The organism is Desulfobacula sp., from assembly GCF_030611305.1.
GTDB lineage: Bacteria > Desulfobacterota > Desulfobacteria > Desulfobacterales > Desulfobacteraceae > Desulfobacula.
In genome coordinates this window covers 1-16,436 of record NZ_JAUWQB010000029.1, presented here as the reverse complement: position 1 = coordinate 16,436, position 16,436 = coordinate 1, and the positions used below count along the sequence as shown (strand labels likewise).

Here is a 16,436-nt window from a genome sequence, read left to right as displayed (position 1 = left end):
GCTGTTTATTTGCCATATTTATCATCAAAGGAATTCCAGAAGGATCTGTCCCTGTCTCTCCAGCCTTTTCCAAAGGATTTATCAAAGAAGGGTTTCAGATTGGAAAACCAGGCACCATAACCCTGTTTGCCTTCTATCCGGGCCTTTATGACATCGGCAACATGATCGGAAAGATTGGCCAGAAAATCTTTGGGAACATAGGAGTCCGCACCTTTTTGAATGGATTCCTTTAAATTTTCAGAGGTCAGTGCATGGGCTGTCAGCATGATGGCGGGAATATCTTTTTTCCGGGCAAGCTCAAGTACATCATAGCCTGAAACACCCATTATATCGAGGATTGCAATATCATATGTGTTGTTTTGGATCAGTTTTTTTGCGTCTTCAAAAGAACCGGCCGTATCAAGAGAACACATATCCAACAATTCTTCAACGGTTTCCAGAATATCAGGTTCATCATCAACCACCAGGACCCGTCGGTCTTTTAATAACTCTTCGGTCTTAATATTGTTCAAGTCGAATTTCACTGTGGTAACAGGGCAGGGGGCTTTAAGGATAACATATCGTGATGTGGAACCTAGGATAGCTTTCTGAGCCTTGGATTTTTTCTTTATGCCAAGAAAGATTTGCGCAATTTCATTTTCTTCAGCAAATTTAACCAGATCTTCACTAGGAGAAAGTCCTCTGACACTTTGCTGGACATCATACTCAATGCCCGAATCTTTCATGAGTTTTCCGGCAAAATCAAGACCTTGTTCTGCCTCTATAATATCTGATTGTTTTTCAGAAGCCCCACCTTCCATTGAGGTGACAATATAAACAAAAGCATTATTGGTCTTTGCAAAATCCCTTGCAAGGGATAAAGAAAGCCTGCCAACTTCTCCACCATTATATCCAACCAGTATCTTCATAATGAACTCCTAAATTGCCGTCTACATCCAGCGTTTGCGTCGTTTATAAGATTTTACATCTTTAAAGGATTTTCTTCCGCCGCCCTTGGTAATCCCCATATAAAATTCTTTTACATCCGGATTGTTCGACAGTTCTTCTGATGGGCCTTCCAGAACAATTTTACCCGATTCCATGATATAGGCATAATCGGAGACAGCAAGGGCTACTTTTGCGTTTTGTTCAACAACCAGGATGGTTGTATCAAGTTCTTTGTTGATTTTTTTAATATTATCAAATATTTCTTTGACAAGAATGGGTGCAAGCCCGAGAGACGGTTCATCCAGCATCAACATTTCAGGAGCAGCCATCAAAGCCCTTGCAATGGCAATCATCTGCTGCTCTCCACCGGAACTGTACCCAGCCATTCTGTTTGTGACATTTGAAAGCCTTGGAAAATGCTTGTACATCAGTTCGTTATCTTCACGGATTTTTTTTGATCCGTCTTTACGGGTAATGGAACCCACAAGGATATTCTCATTCACTGTCAGGTGTTTAAATACACGCCTGCCTTCAGGCACCATAACTGCCCCAAGTTTCACAACATCAGTCCCTAAAAGCTGGGTGGTATCAGTGTCTTTAAATTTAATATACCCTTCCTTGATGGCACCATTTTCCGGTTTTAAAAGGCCGCTGATAGCTCTTAAGGTCGTGGTTTTACCGGCACCGTTTGTTCCAAGCAAGGCGACAATACTTCCCTTGGGCACGTTAAGGCTGACCCCACGCAGTACTTGAACAATGTCGTTATAGACAACTTCAATATTATTGACTTCAAGCAGATTGTTTTCCATATGTACTTTCTTTATATTATTGGCTTTATATTTTTAGCTTTGTTTTGAATTAAACTTACCGGAAAACAAGATTTTTTGTAAATTTAGGTTTCCGGTAAGTTAAGGTTCAGCTTAAGGCCTGGATACAATTTCAATGAACACATTTAAATTGATCCTTAGCTCAATTTTAAATTATTTATTTAATCTTCTTCATGTATTCAGACTCCAACGCTTCTCCAACTGCTTTAAATACACCACCTTGTACACTGTAAATTTGAAGCAGATCAACACCCATGCGGTCTGTTTTAGAATAGGTTACCGGACCACTTGTTGTATAAGGGCTGTATGCATTGGCACCATTCATCCCGTTGAGCATTTTGTAAAGGTTTGCCTTGTTGACTTCAAGGCCGGCAGCTTTGGCTCTTCTTATGGCTTCTGTTGCAACCTGGGCAACCATGATGCCGGCTGCATAGTTATGAGAATTAGCAGCTTTTTCATCACGACCGAATAGTTTTGCCAAAGCCAGTTGTTTTGTGGTTTTTTCGCCCGGAACGGATGTGATATTGAAGCCCGTTGTCCAGAAATAATTTTCTGCAGCAGTTCCTGCCAGAGCTATAAGATCATTACCACCGGTGTAATGAGCACCCAGGAAGGTGATTTTGCCTGCTTCACCAAAAGAAGATGCAGTAAGCCCAAGACGTTGTGAATCCTTGATCATGGTTGCAACGGGTGATTGCACTGTCTGACTGATTACATACTGCACTTTTTTGCTCATCAGACGTTTTAACATTGCTGTATTATCAAGGTCTTTGCCATGTTCAACGACTTCCACAAGTTCAATATTAAGTCCTGCTACAACCGCTTTTTCTACGTCTGAAACAGGACCACGACCAAAGGCCGAAGGATGAACAAAAAGAGCTACTTTTGCTTTTCCGCCTTTATGATTCTTTGCAACATATTCAGCAAGAATTACAAGCTGGTCTGAATAGGATGCAATGGGAAGAAAAATATAGTTTGAATCATCCAGGTTGCCTGCATGGTAGGAAGCAGGAAGAACAGCAATCTGTTCTTCTTCAAAATCTCTTTTCAAGCCCAGGGTGGATCCGGTTGAATAGTTGAGATACATGACGATGCCATCATCAAGATACTCTTCAAAATTTCTTTTAGTGACATCAGTTTTGTATTGATCATCTCTGATGGTGCACTCAATCGTGTCATCCCCGAGAATTTTGGTTTCATTAACAAATTTAAAATAATCTTCAGTACCTTTTGCATAAGGATTGCCTGCATCAGATGTCGGCCCTGTGATGGCCAGGGACATACCCAGTTTGTAAACCTTTCCGCCTGCATAAACAGATGATGTAAATGCAAACATAACGACAAGAATTAGTAATGCGGTTAAAAAATTTTTGCTTTTCATGCTTCTTCTCCTCCTGTTGAGTTAGTTACTAAAAAACATATATTAAAGGTGTAAATTAACCTTAATACCTAAATGGCCATAATTTGGTATATGATTTGGTGATTCTCCACCAGTTTGCGATCCCCCGGGGTTCAAACATTAAAAAGAGAACGATCACTAAACCGAACGTAAAGGGTTTCAATGCCGTTGCCAGATTCATGCTGGACGGCAGGTATTTCCCCGCGATCTCAGCAAGGGTTTCCACCTGGAGGTCAAGGAATTTTATGGCAACCGGTCCCCAGAAAGAACCATTCAAGGTGCCTAAGCCCCCGACAATGGCCATGGCAAGATAGCCGATGGATTCATGAAGCGTAAAGGATTCAAAGCCGACCCCCCTGTAAACATAGGCATGCAGGGCACCGGCTACTCCTGCAAAAAAACCGGCCAGGGCAAAGGCATAGACCTTTGTAAGTCCGGGGTTCATTCCCATGGCATCAGCCGCCCGGTCATTGTCCCTGACAGCCACAAGACTTCTGCCATACCGGGTTTTTAAAAGATTTCTGATCCCAAACCCCAGGAGAATGACTATGGTCAGTATAATGAAATACCAGAACAGGTAATGATCCTTTCTGCCGACTTTACCGGTAAACCAGAAAACCCGGCCAACATAAATGGTCTGTCCCTGGTTAAAAAAGGTCATGAATTGAATTGTCCATTCAAAAATCATTTGAAAGGACAGGGTAGCAATCGCCAGATACAGATGCTTAAGCCTGAGTGCCGGCAAACCGACAATTGCGCCAAATACTGCGCCCACAAGGCCGCTTACAACGATCAATACCGGCCAGAAATGCGTAATAATAATATGGGAATCTCCCATTGTTCGACAAAAAGAGGCGACGGTATACGCACCAATACCCACAAAGGCGGCATGACCTATTGATATCAGGCCGGCAAATCCTGTCACAAGGTTCAGACCCATGACGGCCACAATGGCAATGAGAATATTATCAATCACCAGCATGTTTTTATTGCCCAGTTCAAACAAAAGAGGCCATCCGAATAAAATAACCAGAAACAAGGTAAAAAAAGATCTGTCCAGACTGGTAAGAAATGTTCGTTGTTCCTGTTTATACGTCGTAAAAAAGTTTCCTGTTGCTAACCATGAATTTGCTGACATAGATTACACCCGTTCAATTTCATGGATTCCAAATAATCCATGTGGTTTAAAAAAAAGTACAACTACCAGGATGATATAGGGCATAACATCACCCGTGCCTTTCAGCCCAAAGTTTCCATCCAGGTATCCGCTGGAAAACTGCTGGATCAATCCAATGATGATGCCTGCCACAACTGCACCAAGGATGGAATCAAGTCCCCCCAGAATGATAACCGGGAACACGATAATCCCAAACGCATGGAGAGTATCAAAATTCAGTCCTGTGATATTACCGATGATACACCCAGCAGCAGCAGCAGATAATCCGGCAAGTGCCCAGGCAAGACCAAAGACTTTTGGTACTGAAATCCCCACGGACATGGAAGCAAACTGATCGTCAGACACGGCTCTCATGGATATTCCAATGGTTGATTTTTTAAAAAACCAGGAGAGACCTCCAATCAAAATAAAGGTGACGATAACCCCTACAAGCTGTGTCCATGATATGGAAACTCCGCCGAGAGACAGGGGTTCCTGGGGGAGAAAGGCCGGGAATGAGAAATTTTCACTTCCAAAGGGAGTCAGGTAAATCAGGCCGTCAAGGATTGATCCCAATCCAATGGTGACCATAATGACGGATATGATGGGTTCGCCGATGAGCTTCCGAAGAAAGATTCTTTCCACACTCATGGCAAGGAAAAAGGTAATAATCATACTGGCCAGAAATGAAAAGAAAATGGGAACCCCGAGAGATACCGACAAATAATAGGTGATAAAAGCACCGGCTGCAATAATCTGTCCATGGGCAAAGTTTGCCACCCGGCTTGATTTATAAACCAGTACAAGTCCAAGAGCGGCCAATGCATAGATGGAGCCCACCACAATACCGCTGACTACAATTTGAAAAAAATAACTCATCAGATTCCTTTCACCGTGTAAAATTTAATACTTGTTTTCACCGTTGCAGACTGCCCGTCCTGATACTGGAAGGATGCCTCGACCTCTTTTTTATCAACAGATTCATCATACAGGAAATCATACAGGTTCTGGTATCTTTCCTGTACAAATTTACGACGGATTTTTCCGGTCTTGGTCAATTCCCCGTCATCCGTATCCAGCAGCTTGTAGAGCAGCGCAAACCGTTTGATTTTAAAATGTTCTTTTTCAGCCCGTGAATTGACATCCAGCACCTGTTCCATCATAAGCTCAGCTACTTCCGGCTTGCTTGAAAGGTCCATATATGTGGTATAGGAGATACCCCGGTCTTCCGCCCACTTGCCCACAACAACGGGATCAACGTTAATCAGGCAGGCCACAAAATCCTCCTTGTTTCCGTAAATTATTGCTTCTTTTATATAGGGGCTGAATTTAAGGGAATTTTCAAGGAACATGGGGGAGAACATTTCCCCTTTGTTGCTGTGCATGACATCGGAGAGACGGTCGATAACAACAAGGTGTCCATTTTCATCAATGAATCCTGCATCTCCTGAGTGAAGCCATCCACCTTCTAACAGTTCTTCAGTTTTTTCCGGAAGATCATAATACCCGGGTGTAACAGAATCGGACCTGGAAAGTATTTCTCCATCTTCTGCAATTTTGCATTCAGTTCCGGGTAAGGGTTTGCCCACTGTTTCAGGTCTTACGTCGCCATCTCTATGCATATAGGCAATTCCGACAATCTCTGTCTGTCCATAGATTTGTTTTAAATTTACTCCGATGGCCTGATAAAAAGTAAAAAGTTCAGGACCCAGGGCTGCTCCACCTGTATAGGCTCTTCTTAAACGAAGAAAACCAATTTGATTAATAAGCGGTCTGAATATTAACTGCCTGCCCAGCCATGATTTTATTTTTAACCCAAAAGGCATTGATTTGCCTGTCATTTTGTAATCTGCAGCTTTCAATCCCACTTTTATGAAATAATTATAGAAAATTTTGTTCAGCCAGTAGGACTGGTCAATTTTCAGCCATATTTCAGACCGGATGGTTTCATAGATCCTGGGGGCACCAAACATGAAGTGGGGTCCGATCTCTTTTAGATCCGACATGGCGGTTTCAACAGATTCAGGAAAATTCAGGGTGATACCGGTTGCCATGGCAATCCCGAAGGAGTTCATCTGTTCACCAATCCAGGCAAAGGGCAGAAAAGAAACATATTCATCAGTGGGCTCAAGATGATCCACCTCGGTGATCTGCAACCCCATGTTTATATAATTTTTGTGGGTCAACTCTGTGCCTTTTGGCAGCCCTGTTGTCCCTGATGTGAGACACAGGTGACAGATATCATCGGGTTTGCCCTGATCCACAAGGGTTTCAAAAAGATCAGGATTTTTTTCATGCTCTTTCTCACCCAGTTTATAAAGATCGGTAATGTCAATGAACCAGTCATCGGACATATACTCTCTCATGCCCCTTGGATCTTCAAAAATGACTTTTTTAACATTGGGGATCTGGTCTCTGACATCCAGAACTTTATCCACCTGTTCCTGGTTATCACAAAATACTAAACTGACTTTAAGATATTGAAGGATCTGGGCAATTTCAGCGGGCATACTGGTCTGGTAAATTCCTGCTGAAATGGCACCAATGGAATGGCCGCCTATGGCCACAAACAAAAGTTCAGGAATATTATCACTGATGAAGGCAATGGTATCCCCTTTCCCAAGACCGATTGCTTTGAGACCCAGAGCAGTTTTCCTGACATAATCATAGTAATCTTCCCAGGTATAGGTATTCCAGATCCCAAAATCTTTTTCCCTTAAGGCCGGGCGTTTGGGTGTAATGTTAACCCGCCAGCGAAGCAATTGGGGGATAGAGTATTCAAGTAAGTGATCATTCTTGCTCATAGATTTAGTCCTCTCCAATATAAGCTTCAATAACTTTAGGATTTTGGGCAATTTCTTCAGGTGTGCCAGAACCTATGACTTCACCAAAATCCAGAACATAGATTATGTCTGAAATATCCATGACAACCCCAAGATCATGTTCTACAAGCACCACAGTAATGTTGCGTTCTTTTTGAATATCCATGACAAACCGGACAATATCCTCTTTTTCCTCCTGGTTCATTCCAGCCATGGGTTCATCTAAAAGCAGGATATCAGGGGCTAAGGTCAACGCACGGGCCACCTCGACCTTTTTTTGGAGACCATAGCTTAAATTTCCCACAAGGCTTTTCCTGTGGGCTTCAAGCTCCATAAAGTCAATAACGCCTTCCACATAGGCCCTGTTTTCAGCTTCAATCCTTGAAGCCTTACCATAAAAGAAAACCGCTTGTAAGAAGCTGTATTTCAAATTCTGGTGTCTGGCCAAAAGAAGATTGTCCAGAACGGATAGACCTGAAAAAAGCTCAAGGTTTTGAAATGCCCTTGAAATTCCCATGTTCGATACCTGATGGGGAGAAGCATGGGTCAGTTTTTTGTCCTTGTAATAAATCTCCCCTTTGGTCGGGTGGTAAAAGCCTGATATGCAGTTGAGCATACTGGTTTTACCAGCCCCATTGGGACCGATAATTGATGTGATAAGACCCGGCTCAATCTTCATGTCTACATTGGAAAGAGCTTTAAGTCCGCCAAAAGAGAGTGTAACGTTCGAAATATTTAAATGTGCCATATAAAATCCAAATTCTTTAAGTCAGATTAAAGAAACCTTGCATCCCAAAAAAGGTTAATTGCTTGATGAAAACGATTGAAGCTAACACTCACCTCCTATCCTAATCATTAAATCATTCATTAATATACCTTGACTCTATTAATGGACAAAGCGTTAGGAACCTTTATAATCCGATTTATAACTCAGGGTGGCCCTAAAAATTATCCATAGTAAATCAACTATAGAGTGTCAAGACAAAAACCGTGTTTCAAAAAAGGTGAACTGTTTTCAGGCATATTCCGTCTTTATTTTTTCACGGTCAATTGCGTTATTTTCTGTCTTTGGCAACTCGTTGATGAACTCAACATATCTTGGTTTTTTGTACCCGGCAATGAGTGATCCGCAAAATTTGATCAGATCATCCTTTGTCAGGTTATGCCCGGGGTTCAGCGAACAAACCGCTTTTATGCCTTCACCAAATTTGGGGTCAGGCACACCAAATACACAGACTTCTTTGATGGCATCGTGCTCAAGAATGGCTTTTTCCACCTCCGCAGGAAAAACATTTTCTCCGCCAGGCTTGATGAGTTCTTTTTCTGCCTTTCGGCCCTTAAAAAATAAGAATCCGTCAGAGTCAATCATTCCAAGATCTCCAGTATGGTGCCAGTCTTTCCTGAATGTATAAGCATTCAGTTCATCGGCATTCCAATACCCCTGGAAAACCAACGGCCCTCTGACAAGGATTTCCCCGGTTTCACCGACAGGTAAAAGAGTATCAAAGTCATCTGCAATTTTAATATTGGCAAGCGGTGAGATAACACCTGCTGAACCAGATTTTGTAAAGTATTCGGTAAAGGTGATCAGGCCTGATGTTTCAGTCTGTCCGTACATGGTCCAGAATTTGGAATCCGTACAGGTTTCCCATTTTTTTGCTGTATCAGGCATCTCAAGCCCGGCAGCTATTTCAAGGCTTGACAGATCATAATTACCGTCTTCCATGGCATCTATAAGGTTTGTTAATATGGGTGGGAAGGAACCAAAAAGATTGACTTTTTGTTCCTGGATAAGTTCTAGGGTTTGGGGGGCGTTAAATTTTTCTTGTATTATATTTTTACCACCGGCCTGAAGAATTCCTAAACCCAGATTAATTCCCATAATGTGAAATATTGGCAAAATATTCAAATAGGTTTTGGTTTCATCAAGCCCGAAAGCGTGGATGATTTGCTGGTTTGCTAAGATGATATTTTCCTGTCCCAGAACAGCGCCCCTTGGTTTTCCTAACATTGCTGCCGTATGGATAATTACAAAAGGATCACTTGAGCGGCATGGTACCGGGATCTTAAGAGGAGAATAGTTATACAGATTTGAAAAATCCGTATCATCTTCATCAACAACATAGCAATGTTCGAGGCATGAAAATGACTTTTTAAGTGTTCTGGCTTGATCCGCCATTTCTTTGTCTGAAAAAATTAAAGAGGGCGTGGTGTCCTCGATAATATAGGATACTTCATCCCCACTTAACCGTCGGTTGATGAGAACAAGCACAAGGTTGAGTGCTGATGCCGCACCAAACAGATGAAAAAAGACAGGATGATTCTTGCAAAGAACGGCTATCCTGCTGCCGGCAGGAAGGTTCAAATTTTTGAGACCATTGGCAAGTTTGGCAGTCTGCAAAAAAAGATCGGAATACGTGATATCCTCAGCTTCCCAGTGAATGGCGCAGGAGGAACCTTTATAGAGCGCATTTTTTTCATAAATGTCAAAAAAGGTAAAGCTATGAAGACTATTCATAAAACATCACTCCTTGGAAAAAGGATAAAACATAAAAATTTAAGAACGCAACTTCTGTCCAGCCTTAACAAACCAAACGAGCGCTCAGTCTCAATGTGTTATCAGTAATAATTTAATTTGTTCCGGTTTGTCAAAGACTTTTTTTATTTTTTCCCAGAAGGGAAGAATACTTTAAAAATGGAGTATCCGGAATTCAAACAATCCTGATAGGTATGACAAAATTGACACGCTTCAATGTCACCCGGACATTCGGTGTTCCTGTCCTCCAAAAGGAAACGGCATCGCTCTGATTCCATTTTCAGTGTAAAACCAAGACGCTCTGAAAATATTTTCATCCTCAACAGGTCTGCACCTTTTCCACCTGCATTAAAAGCAAAAGGTGTTTTGGTTGAATACAATAACGCATCCTGGGTAGTAAAAAAACCTTCAAAGATCCTTTTTTGTGCGTCTGCTTCAATCCCTACTCCAAAATCATGGATACACAAAAGAATGCCAGAATCTTTTGTTTCAACGAAAATATGAATATCTCCTTTGTCCGGAGTGTTTTCAATGGCATTCTTAACAAGCCCGCCCACCATTTTATTCAAAATTTCTTCCGGCAGCAGAAGAGATGGCAGATTGTCATCACTATAAATTTCAATGTTAATATGCCTGAATTCAAACTCAGGCTTAAAGGAAGTGTAAAGGTCGTTAAAATATTCAGCAAAGTTGATCGATCTGTAACTAATGGACCTGGGACCGAATTTTTCATCAATCAACTGCCTGATCTGATGTTCAAGATGATCAGCAGAAAGGTTCTGCTGGATAAGTGTTTCCAGTTCGTCCTGACAAGCTTCAAACATTTTTAGTAAAAGTTTTTGGGCGGAATAGGTCTTGTCTTTCATGATATCTGCCACTTCATCCTGAATATCAACAATCCTGTTCAGATTTCTTTCTATTCTGTTTAATGTGGCATCGACTTTTATACCGGGCACTGACTCAAGTTTTTTATTTAATATCTGCAGGGAACCGGTAAGGACAGCGACCGGCGTTTTCAGTTCATGGGAGAGGTGGTTAATGGCTTTTCCTTTGGCCCGGTTCATGGAAGCCACATCCCTGTATGCCTCCCTGACGGCTTCTGAAAACCTTGCATTTTCAATTGAGATGGCAACGGTTCCTGCAATCATTGTCATCAGTTCCATATCATTATAATCAAACAGGTTCTGTTTTTTGTTAATGGCACAAAGAACCCCAATAATTCTGTCCTCACTTTTAATAGGCACTTCCAAGAGACTTTTTGTTTTATATCCCAGTTTTTCATCCCTTCCAGGATAATCGTTTATTAATTTTTCAGCATCATTTGCCAGGGCATATTCCCCGGTTTTAATAATTTTTCCTGCCAGGAGCGAATCAGCAGGAAACCGGAATGTTTTTGCTCTTTTTTCTGTATCTGAATCATCATAGGCTCCTCCTGTGAAAAACAACTCGTCCGTGATTTCATCATATAAAAGAACCAGTGCACCTTCGGTGTTTAAGATTCCTTTGACCTCTTTTGAAATATAATTCATCAGCTCTTCAAGCTCAGGGTATTCCGGGAGAACAGCACTGATTCTCATAATGGTCTTATTGTTTGCCTCGATTCTTTTTTCTTCGGTAATGTCCCTTAAAATGACAAAGTTATCCGTTGAATCGGGTTTATATCTTGAATGGGAAGCTGCCCGGATCACTACGTCAAGGACCTTGCCATCCCGTGTCAACCGTTGGGTTTCGTAACGAGTAATGAATTTGTCTTTCCTGAATTTTTTCAGCATGTCAGTGGTTTCCGCTTCAAGCGCTTCGGGTACAAACGGAACTGGTTTGCCCTTGAGTTCTTTGAGGGACCAGCCAAAAGTTGTTGGAAAAGACGGATTTACGTAGGAAACTAATCCGTTATCATCATAAACAACAATGGGATATGGAATAAATTCCAGAATTTTTCGATGGATACGGTAAAGTTCACTGGTTTTGTTTTCGGCAATTTTTTCTTCAGTGATATCCTGAAGGGTTTCAACTGCACCGGCAATATTACCATGACTGTCCGTATATGCGGAGGCGGTAAAAAAAAGCCATTTTCCTTCTTTACCCAGATCCGGGAACAAATCAGTGGCTGCAAATCTTTCTTTATCCTTGGATGACCGGTTATATTTTAAGCCATAACGCTCAATAATCTGGGCATCTGAAGATTTGTCAACGATAAGATCTGCCATAACCGGGCGCTTTGATGAGTAAAAAGCCTTCCATTGGTCCTTTGTTCCGATCATGTCCTTGGCAGACAGCCCGGACAGCCCTTCAAGTGCCTGGTTGAAATGAGTGATTGTATGGTTCTTATCAACAACAAATATGGGAATGGGGGCTTTAAAGATAATATTATTAAGTTCTTTATTCTGCTTTTCTAGTTTTTTTATTTTTTTTTCAATCGCAGCAATATAATCCGCATCGTTTTTCATAAAGAAACCCCAAAAGGCTTTACAATATTATTTGATCTTCGTATAACAAAATTTAGAATTTACCAAGTTTAGAATTTAAAGGGTCTTAAATATTTTTGCTAATATATAGCTAAGTTGTAACAATTGGCTACAATATATAAAATTATTGATTGAAATTGCAAGGATTTTAAAGGGTAAAGAGAAAAATGCCGGATACCACCATTAAGACAGAAATTCTTATCCATGATCTAAAGGTTCCCATCTCAGTAATAGATGCCGGGGCAAAATCACTTTTGAATCGGCAGGATTCCTATGGTCCTCTGACTGACAAGCAGACCAAAGTGTTAAAAAGAATCATAAGAAATACATTGACAACCCAACGGCTTGTGAATGATGTGATGGAGCTTGGAAGATCCAGGGAGGGAGTCATGATCACTTCTGATTTCCCCATCTCAGTCCTTGTAACATCTGTCTTAATGGAAATATTTGATCTTTCTGATCCCAGCGTGGCAGAGGACATTCGAAAAATCAAAACCTATGATGAGCTTGAGCAGGCGGTGCAGGCCAGTGGAGCCAGATTGTTTTTTGATCCAAAAGTCTGGAAAACCATGGTTTATCTTGATGAAGCCAAGGTGAGACAGATTCTTAGGAATCTTGTTACCAATGCATTTAAGCATCGATCTTCTGTTGTTAAGATTTCAGGCAGCATTGAGGAAAACCAGCTGATCTTAAAAGTGAAAGATGATGGACGAGGCATTCCACCGGCAGAGCATCAAAAAATTTTTGAAACCTATTTTACAACGGGATCATCCATTGAGAGTGCCATTAAAAGCCATGGCCTGGGGCTTGCCGGAGTAATGGTATTGTTAAAGGATATGGGAGGAACACTTACTTTAAATTCCGACGATAGGAAAGGGGCTGAGTTTATTGTAAAAATTCAGTTATAGTCATTTCATTTTTTGAATATCATCCCTTGATGATATCTGTTTCTCATCAAATTCATCCCAGAATTCCCTGTCTGTTTTCCTCCAGCCCTCACCAAATAGTTTGTCAAACAGCGGCTTAAGCAATGAAAACCATGTGACATGGTTTCTTTTACCTTCTTTTCTTGCTGTCAATACGTCTGCAATATAGATGGAAATGTCCGCAAGCTTATCTTTGGGGACATAGGCATCCGCTCCCTGTTCAATGGATTGTTTTAAATTGTCCGGAGTGAGTGCGTGGGCCGTCAGCATCAGAGCGGGAATATCGATTTTATTGGTGACCTTCAAAAGGTCATAGCCTTTAACACCCATGATGTCCAGGACAGCAACATCATAAGTGTTGTCCTTTAAAAAATGGATGGCCTCTTCAAAGGTTGAGGCTGTATCGACCGAACACATGTAGAGCAACTCTTCAAGGGTTTCCAAAATATCCGGCTCATCATCAACCACAAGGACTTTTTTGTTCTCAAGAATGGTTTGCATGTCCATTGCTCTCCCTATTTTCATTTACAGGTAAATGTCGGAAATTTATCATCATATCGTTTTAGTCAAAATTACTTAATAATTCAATCACATATTCTATATCGGCAGGTGTATGGCAGGCATTAATTTGAAATCTGATAGTCTCATCCCCTTTGGGCACCACGGGAAAGGTTAATCCGACAACCAGCACACCATGGTCAAATAAATATTTTACAAGATCATGGGTTTTGGGGGTATTCCTTACCATTAACGGGACAACCGGGTGGGGACCTTCTATGGATTCTTTTCCAAGTCTCTCAAGTCCCTGTCGGAACTGAGCAGTCCTTTCTTTTAAGCTTCTTAACAGATTAAGGCCCTCATCACTGTCGCAAATATCAATGGCTTTTATGGCAGCAGCACAATCGGCAACACTTAAAGGGTTTGTATAAATATAAGTGTCCGCCTTTTGCCGGACTGTTTCGATAATGGGTTTGCTTGCCGCAATAAATCCCCCATTCACCCCAAAGGCTTTTCCAAAAGTCCCTACAATGATATCAGGTGACGCATTGCAAAAATCAGACGTGCCCCGGCCAGTATCACCATAGGCACCAATCCCGTGTGAATCATCGACAATAGCTATAACCCCGTCCTTGAATTTTGAATCGTATGCCTTGCAGATCTGATTGATTTTATCGATGGGCGCATAGTCTCCCCGCATACTGAAAATTCCGTCAAATATGACGATAACACGCTCGATGTCAGGGCTTACTTCATCAAGACAGCGTTTCAGATCTCCCATATCATTATGTTTGAAAATGCCTTTGTTTTCCCTTGGTATGTTACTGATTCGCATAGCCCTGATAATGCTGTTATGATTGAGCTGGTCCCCGATCCAATGGGTTTTTTTATTGGAAAGAGTCAGGGCAAGCCCGCAGTTTGAGGTGTAGGCGGAATTGAAAATTTTGGCTGCAGGTTTATCTGTAAATTTGGCCACTCTTTTTTCAAGTTTATCATGATGGATAAAGGTTCCATCAATAAATCTTACTGCACCCGGGCCAACACCGAATTCATTGGTTGCTTTGTCTGCTGCAGCCATAAGTTCAGGGTGATTGGAAAGGGATAAGTAAGAATTGGAATTGAGCCGGATAAACTCATTATTGCTTCCAACCATTTTATACCGTGGGCCAAATTCACCCCTGGCGGGGATGTATTGTTCAATTATTCTTTCAGGGGATTTACCCCTTCCTTCTTGTCTTAACACTTCTAATTCCTTTGTTAAGGATATATCAAGTTTGTTGGTGGACATTTTGTTTTACTCCAAAAAAATAGATGTTTAATCCCAGTCAAGTATGACTTTGCCTGATTGGCCCGACCGCATCACCTCAAATCCTTTTTCAAATTGGGTGTAATGAAATTTGTGGGTGATTAATGAAGAAATATCAAGCCCGGTTTGAATCATGCTGGTCATCTTATACCAGGTCTCATACATCTCCCTGCCATAGATGCCTTTTATCGTCAGCATGTTAAACACAACTTTGTTCCAGTCAATATCCGTATTATCGGGCATGATGCCCAGAAGCGCAATTTTTCCACCATGACACATGTTATCAATTATTGACGTTAAGGCGGAAGGGTTGCCTGACATTTCCATGGCCACGTCAAATCCTTCTTTCATGCCAAGGTCTTTTTTGGCCTGTTCAATACTGTGTTTAGTCACATCAATGGTTAAAGTGGCTCCCGCTTTTTGGGCAAGATCAAGTCGGTAAGGATTTACATCTGTCACCACTATATACCGGGCACCTGCGTGTTTAGCAATGGCGGCGGCCATGCATCCGATGGGGCCGGCACCTGTAATCAGGACATCTTCTCCCAGGACATCAAAGGAGAGAGCCGTGTGAGTCGCATTCCCCAGGGGATCAAAACAGGCAAGCACATCCAGGGGGATGGTTTTATTACAATACCAGACATTGGTTACCGGTATGACAAGATATTCGGCATAGGCACCCGGTCTGTTGACGCCCACTCCTTTTGTGTTCATGCATAAGTGTCGTCGCCCGGCCAGGCAGTTCCTGCAACGGCCGCAAACCAGGTGACCTTCACCTGAAACAAGGTCTCCCGGCTTAAAATCCACCACATGGGAACCAACTTTTTCAATTATTCCAACAAATTCATGGCCGACGTGCATGGGAACGGGAATGGTTTCCCGGGACCATTTGTCCCAGTTATAGATATGGACATCAGTTCCGCAAATAGCTGTTTTTTTGATTTTTATCAGCACCTCATTATAACTGATCCCGGGAATTGGAACATCCTGGAGCCATAAGCCTTCTTCAGGCTTTGCTTTTACAAGCGCTTTCATTTTTTTCATGGCATATAAATCCGATTAATTTAGATAAATATTAATACTTCTCCATGGAAAGTGGTATAGCACAAATGCTGATGAAATGCTATTTATAAAGGAGCAGTAACAGGGCAGTCGCACCTGAATTGAAAAGCAGCTTATATAATATCCCTGATGGATACAGACGCTGTGAATCGCGGCCTGATCACCTTACGTTCGTTTTGGCTGAACTTTTACAAAAATAGAAATCAATTGACTATAAGAAAATTACATTTTATGTAAGAATCCGTACCGGCATAAAATTTGAGTTATTCCCATTTTTGAAAGAGGAGATCTTTTGAATGTTTGGAAAATTAACCTATGAAGAATTAGAAAAAAGAATTCAGGAATTAGAGCAAGCAGAATCTGAACGCAAGGAGGCGGAAGAAGCGTTGAACGCAGCACATCAATATACTCGTGGACTTATTGAAGCCAGCCTTGACGCTTTGGTAACGATCTCAGCCAAAGGTAAAATAACCGATGTTAATAAGGCAACTGAGGTAATCACAGGAATGTCC

Annotated in this window: 14 protein-coding genes; 2 read left to right on the top strand and 12 right to left on the bottom strand. The window is 41.6% G+C overall.

The annotated features are described in order from the left end of the window. Window positions 1–5: 5 nt before the first annotated feature. The 9 genes from QAI40_RS07655 to QAI40_RS07615 all read right to left on the bottom strand — a co-directional run bounded on the left by QAI40_RS07655 (window position 6) and on the right by QAI40_RS07615 (window position 12,114). Window positions 6–908, bottom strand: a complete 903-nt coding sequence (locus QAI40_RS07655) for a universal stress protein (protein WP_304511541.1) — start codon at window positions 906–908, stop codon at window positions 6–8. Window positions 909–929: 21 nt separating this feature from the next. Next, window positions 930–1,736 carry an ABC transporter ATP-binding protein gene (locus tag QAI40_RS07650; protein ID WP_299980400.1) on the bottom strand — a complete coding sequence of 269 codons (807 nt, stop codon included), beginning with the start codon at window positions 1,734–1,736 and terminating at the stop codon, window positions 930–932. Window positions 1,737–1,911: 175 nt separating this feature from the next. Next, the gene (locus QAI40_RS07645; RefSeq protein WP_299980398.1) at window positions 1,912–3,135 is read right to left on the bottom strand and encodes an ABC transporter substrate-binding protein; all 1,224 of its coding nucleotides are present in this window, start codon (window positions 3,133–3,135) and stop codon (window positions 1,912–1,914) included. Between the two features lie 61 nt (window positions 3,136–3,196). Further along, window positions 3,197–4,291, bottom strand: coding sequence for a branched-chain amino acid ABC transporter permease (locus QAI40_RS07640; RefSeq protein WP_299980396.1), 1,095 nt, complete (start codon window positions 4,289–4,291; stop codon window positions 3,197–3,199). A gap of 3 nt (window positions 4,292–4,294) precedes the next feature. Continuing rightward, on the bottom strand, window positions 4,295–5,188 hold the full coding sequence (locus tag QAI40_RS07635; protein ID WP_299980394.1) for a branched-chain amino acid ABC transporter permease: 894 nt from the start codon (window positions 5,186–5,188) through the stop codon (window positions 4,295–4,297). Continuing rightward, window positions 5,188–7,113, bottom strand: coding sequence for an AMP-binding protein (locus QAI40_RS07630; RefSeq protein ID WP_299980392.1), 1,926 nt, complete (start codon window positions 7,111–7,113; stop codon window positions 5,188–5,190). The genes QAI40_RS07635 and QAI40_RS07630 overlap by 1 nt, the downstream gene beginning before the upstream one ends. A 4-nt stretch (window positions 7,114–7,117) precedes the next feature. Beyond that, window positions 7,118–7,879: an ABC transporter ATP-binding protein gene (locus QAI40_RS07625; protein WP_299980390.1), complete on the bottom strand. Its 762-nt coding sequence runs from the start codon at window positions 7,877–7,879 to the stop codon at window positions 7,118–7,120. A gap of 267 nt (window positions 7,880–8,146) precedes the next feature. Further along, window positions 8,147–9,649 carry an AMP-binding protein gene (locus QAI40_RS07620; RefSeq protein WP_299980388.1) on the bottom strand — a complete coding sequence of 501 codons (1,503 nt, stop codon included), beginning with the start codon at window positions 9,647–9,649 and terminating at the stop codon, window positions 8,147–8,149. Window positions 9,650–9,792: 143 nt separating this feature from the next. Beyond that, the gene (locus QAI40_RS07615) at window positions 9,793–12,114 is read right to left on the bottom strand and encodes a PAS domain S-box protein (protein ID WP_299980386.1); all 2,322 of its coding nucleotides are present in this window, start codon (window positions 12,112–12,114) and stop codon (window positions 9,793–9,795) included. Window positions 12,115–12,299: 185 nt separating this feature from the next. On the opposite strand from QAI40_RS07615, the gene QAI40_RS07610 reads away from it, so the two are divergent. Then, window positions 12,300–13,040, top strand: a complete 741-nt coding sequence (locus QAI40_RS07610) for a sensor histidine kinase (RefSeq protein ID WP_304511540.1) — start codon at window positions 12,300–12,302, stop codon at window positions 13,038–13,040. Here QAI40_RS07610 and QAI40_RS07605 read toward each other — a convergent pair whose 3' ends face one another. The 3 genes from QAI40_RS07605 to tdh are packed head-to-tail and all read right to left on the bottom strand — an operon-like array spanning window position 13,041 to window position 15,906. Beyond that, complete coding sequence (locus QAI40_RS07605) at window positions 13,041–13,565, bottom strand: response regulator (RefSeq protein ID WP_299980382.1); 525 nt, start codon at window positions 13,563–13,565, stop codon at window positions 13,041–13,043. It lies immediately after the preceding gene. A 55-nt stretch (window positions 13,566–13,620) separates the two neighbouring features. Next, window positions 13,621–14,844 carry an aminotransferase class I/II-fold pyridoxal phosphate-dependent enzyme gene (locus tag QAI40_RS07600; RefSeq protein ID WP_299980380.1) on the bottom strand — a complete coding sequence of 408 codons (1,224 nt, stop codon included), beginning with the start codon at window positions 14,842–14,844 and terminating at the stop codon, window positions 13,621–13,623. A gap of 27 nt (window positions 14,845–14,871) precedes the next feature. Next, entirely contained in the window at window positions 14,872–15,906 is a 1,035-nt protein-coding gene (tdh, locus tag QAI40_RS07595) for an L-threonine 3-dehydrogenase (protein WP_299980378.1), read from the bottom strand. 314 nt (window positions 15,907–16,220) lie between these two features. Between tdh and QAI40_RS07590 the strand changes: the two genes are divergently transcribed. Beyond that, window positions 16,221–16,436: PAS domain-containing protein (locus tag QAI40_RS07590; protein ID WP_304511539.1), on the top strand; the 216-nt coding region annotated here is incomplete at its 3' end.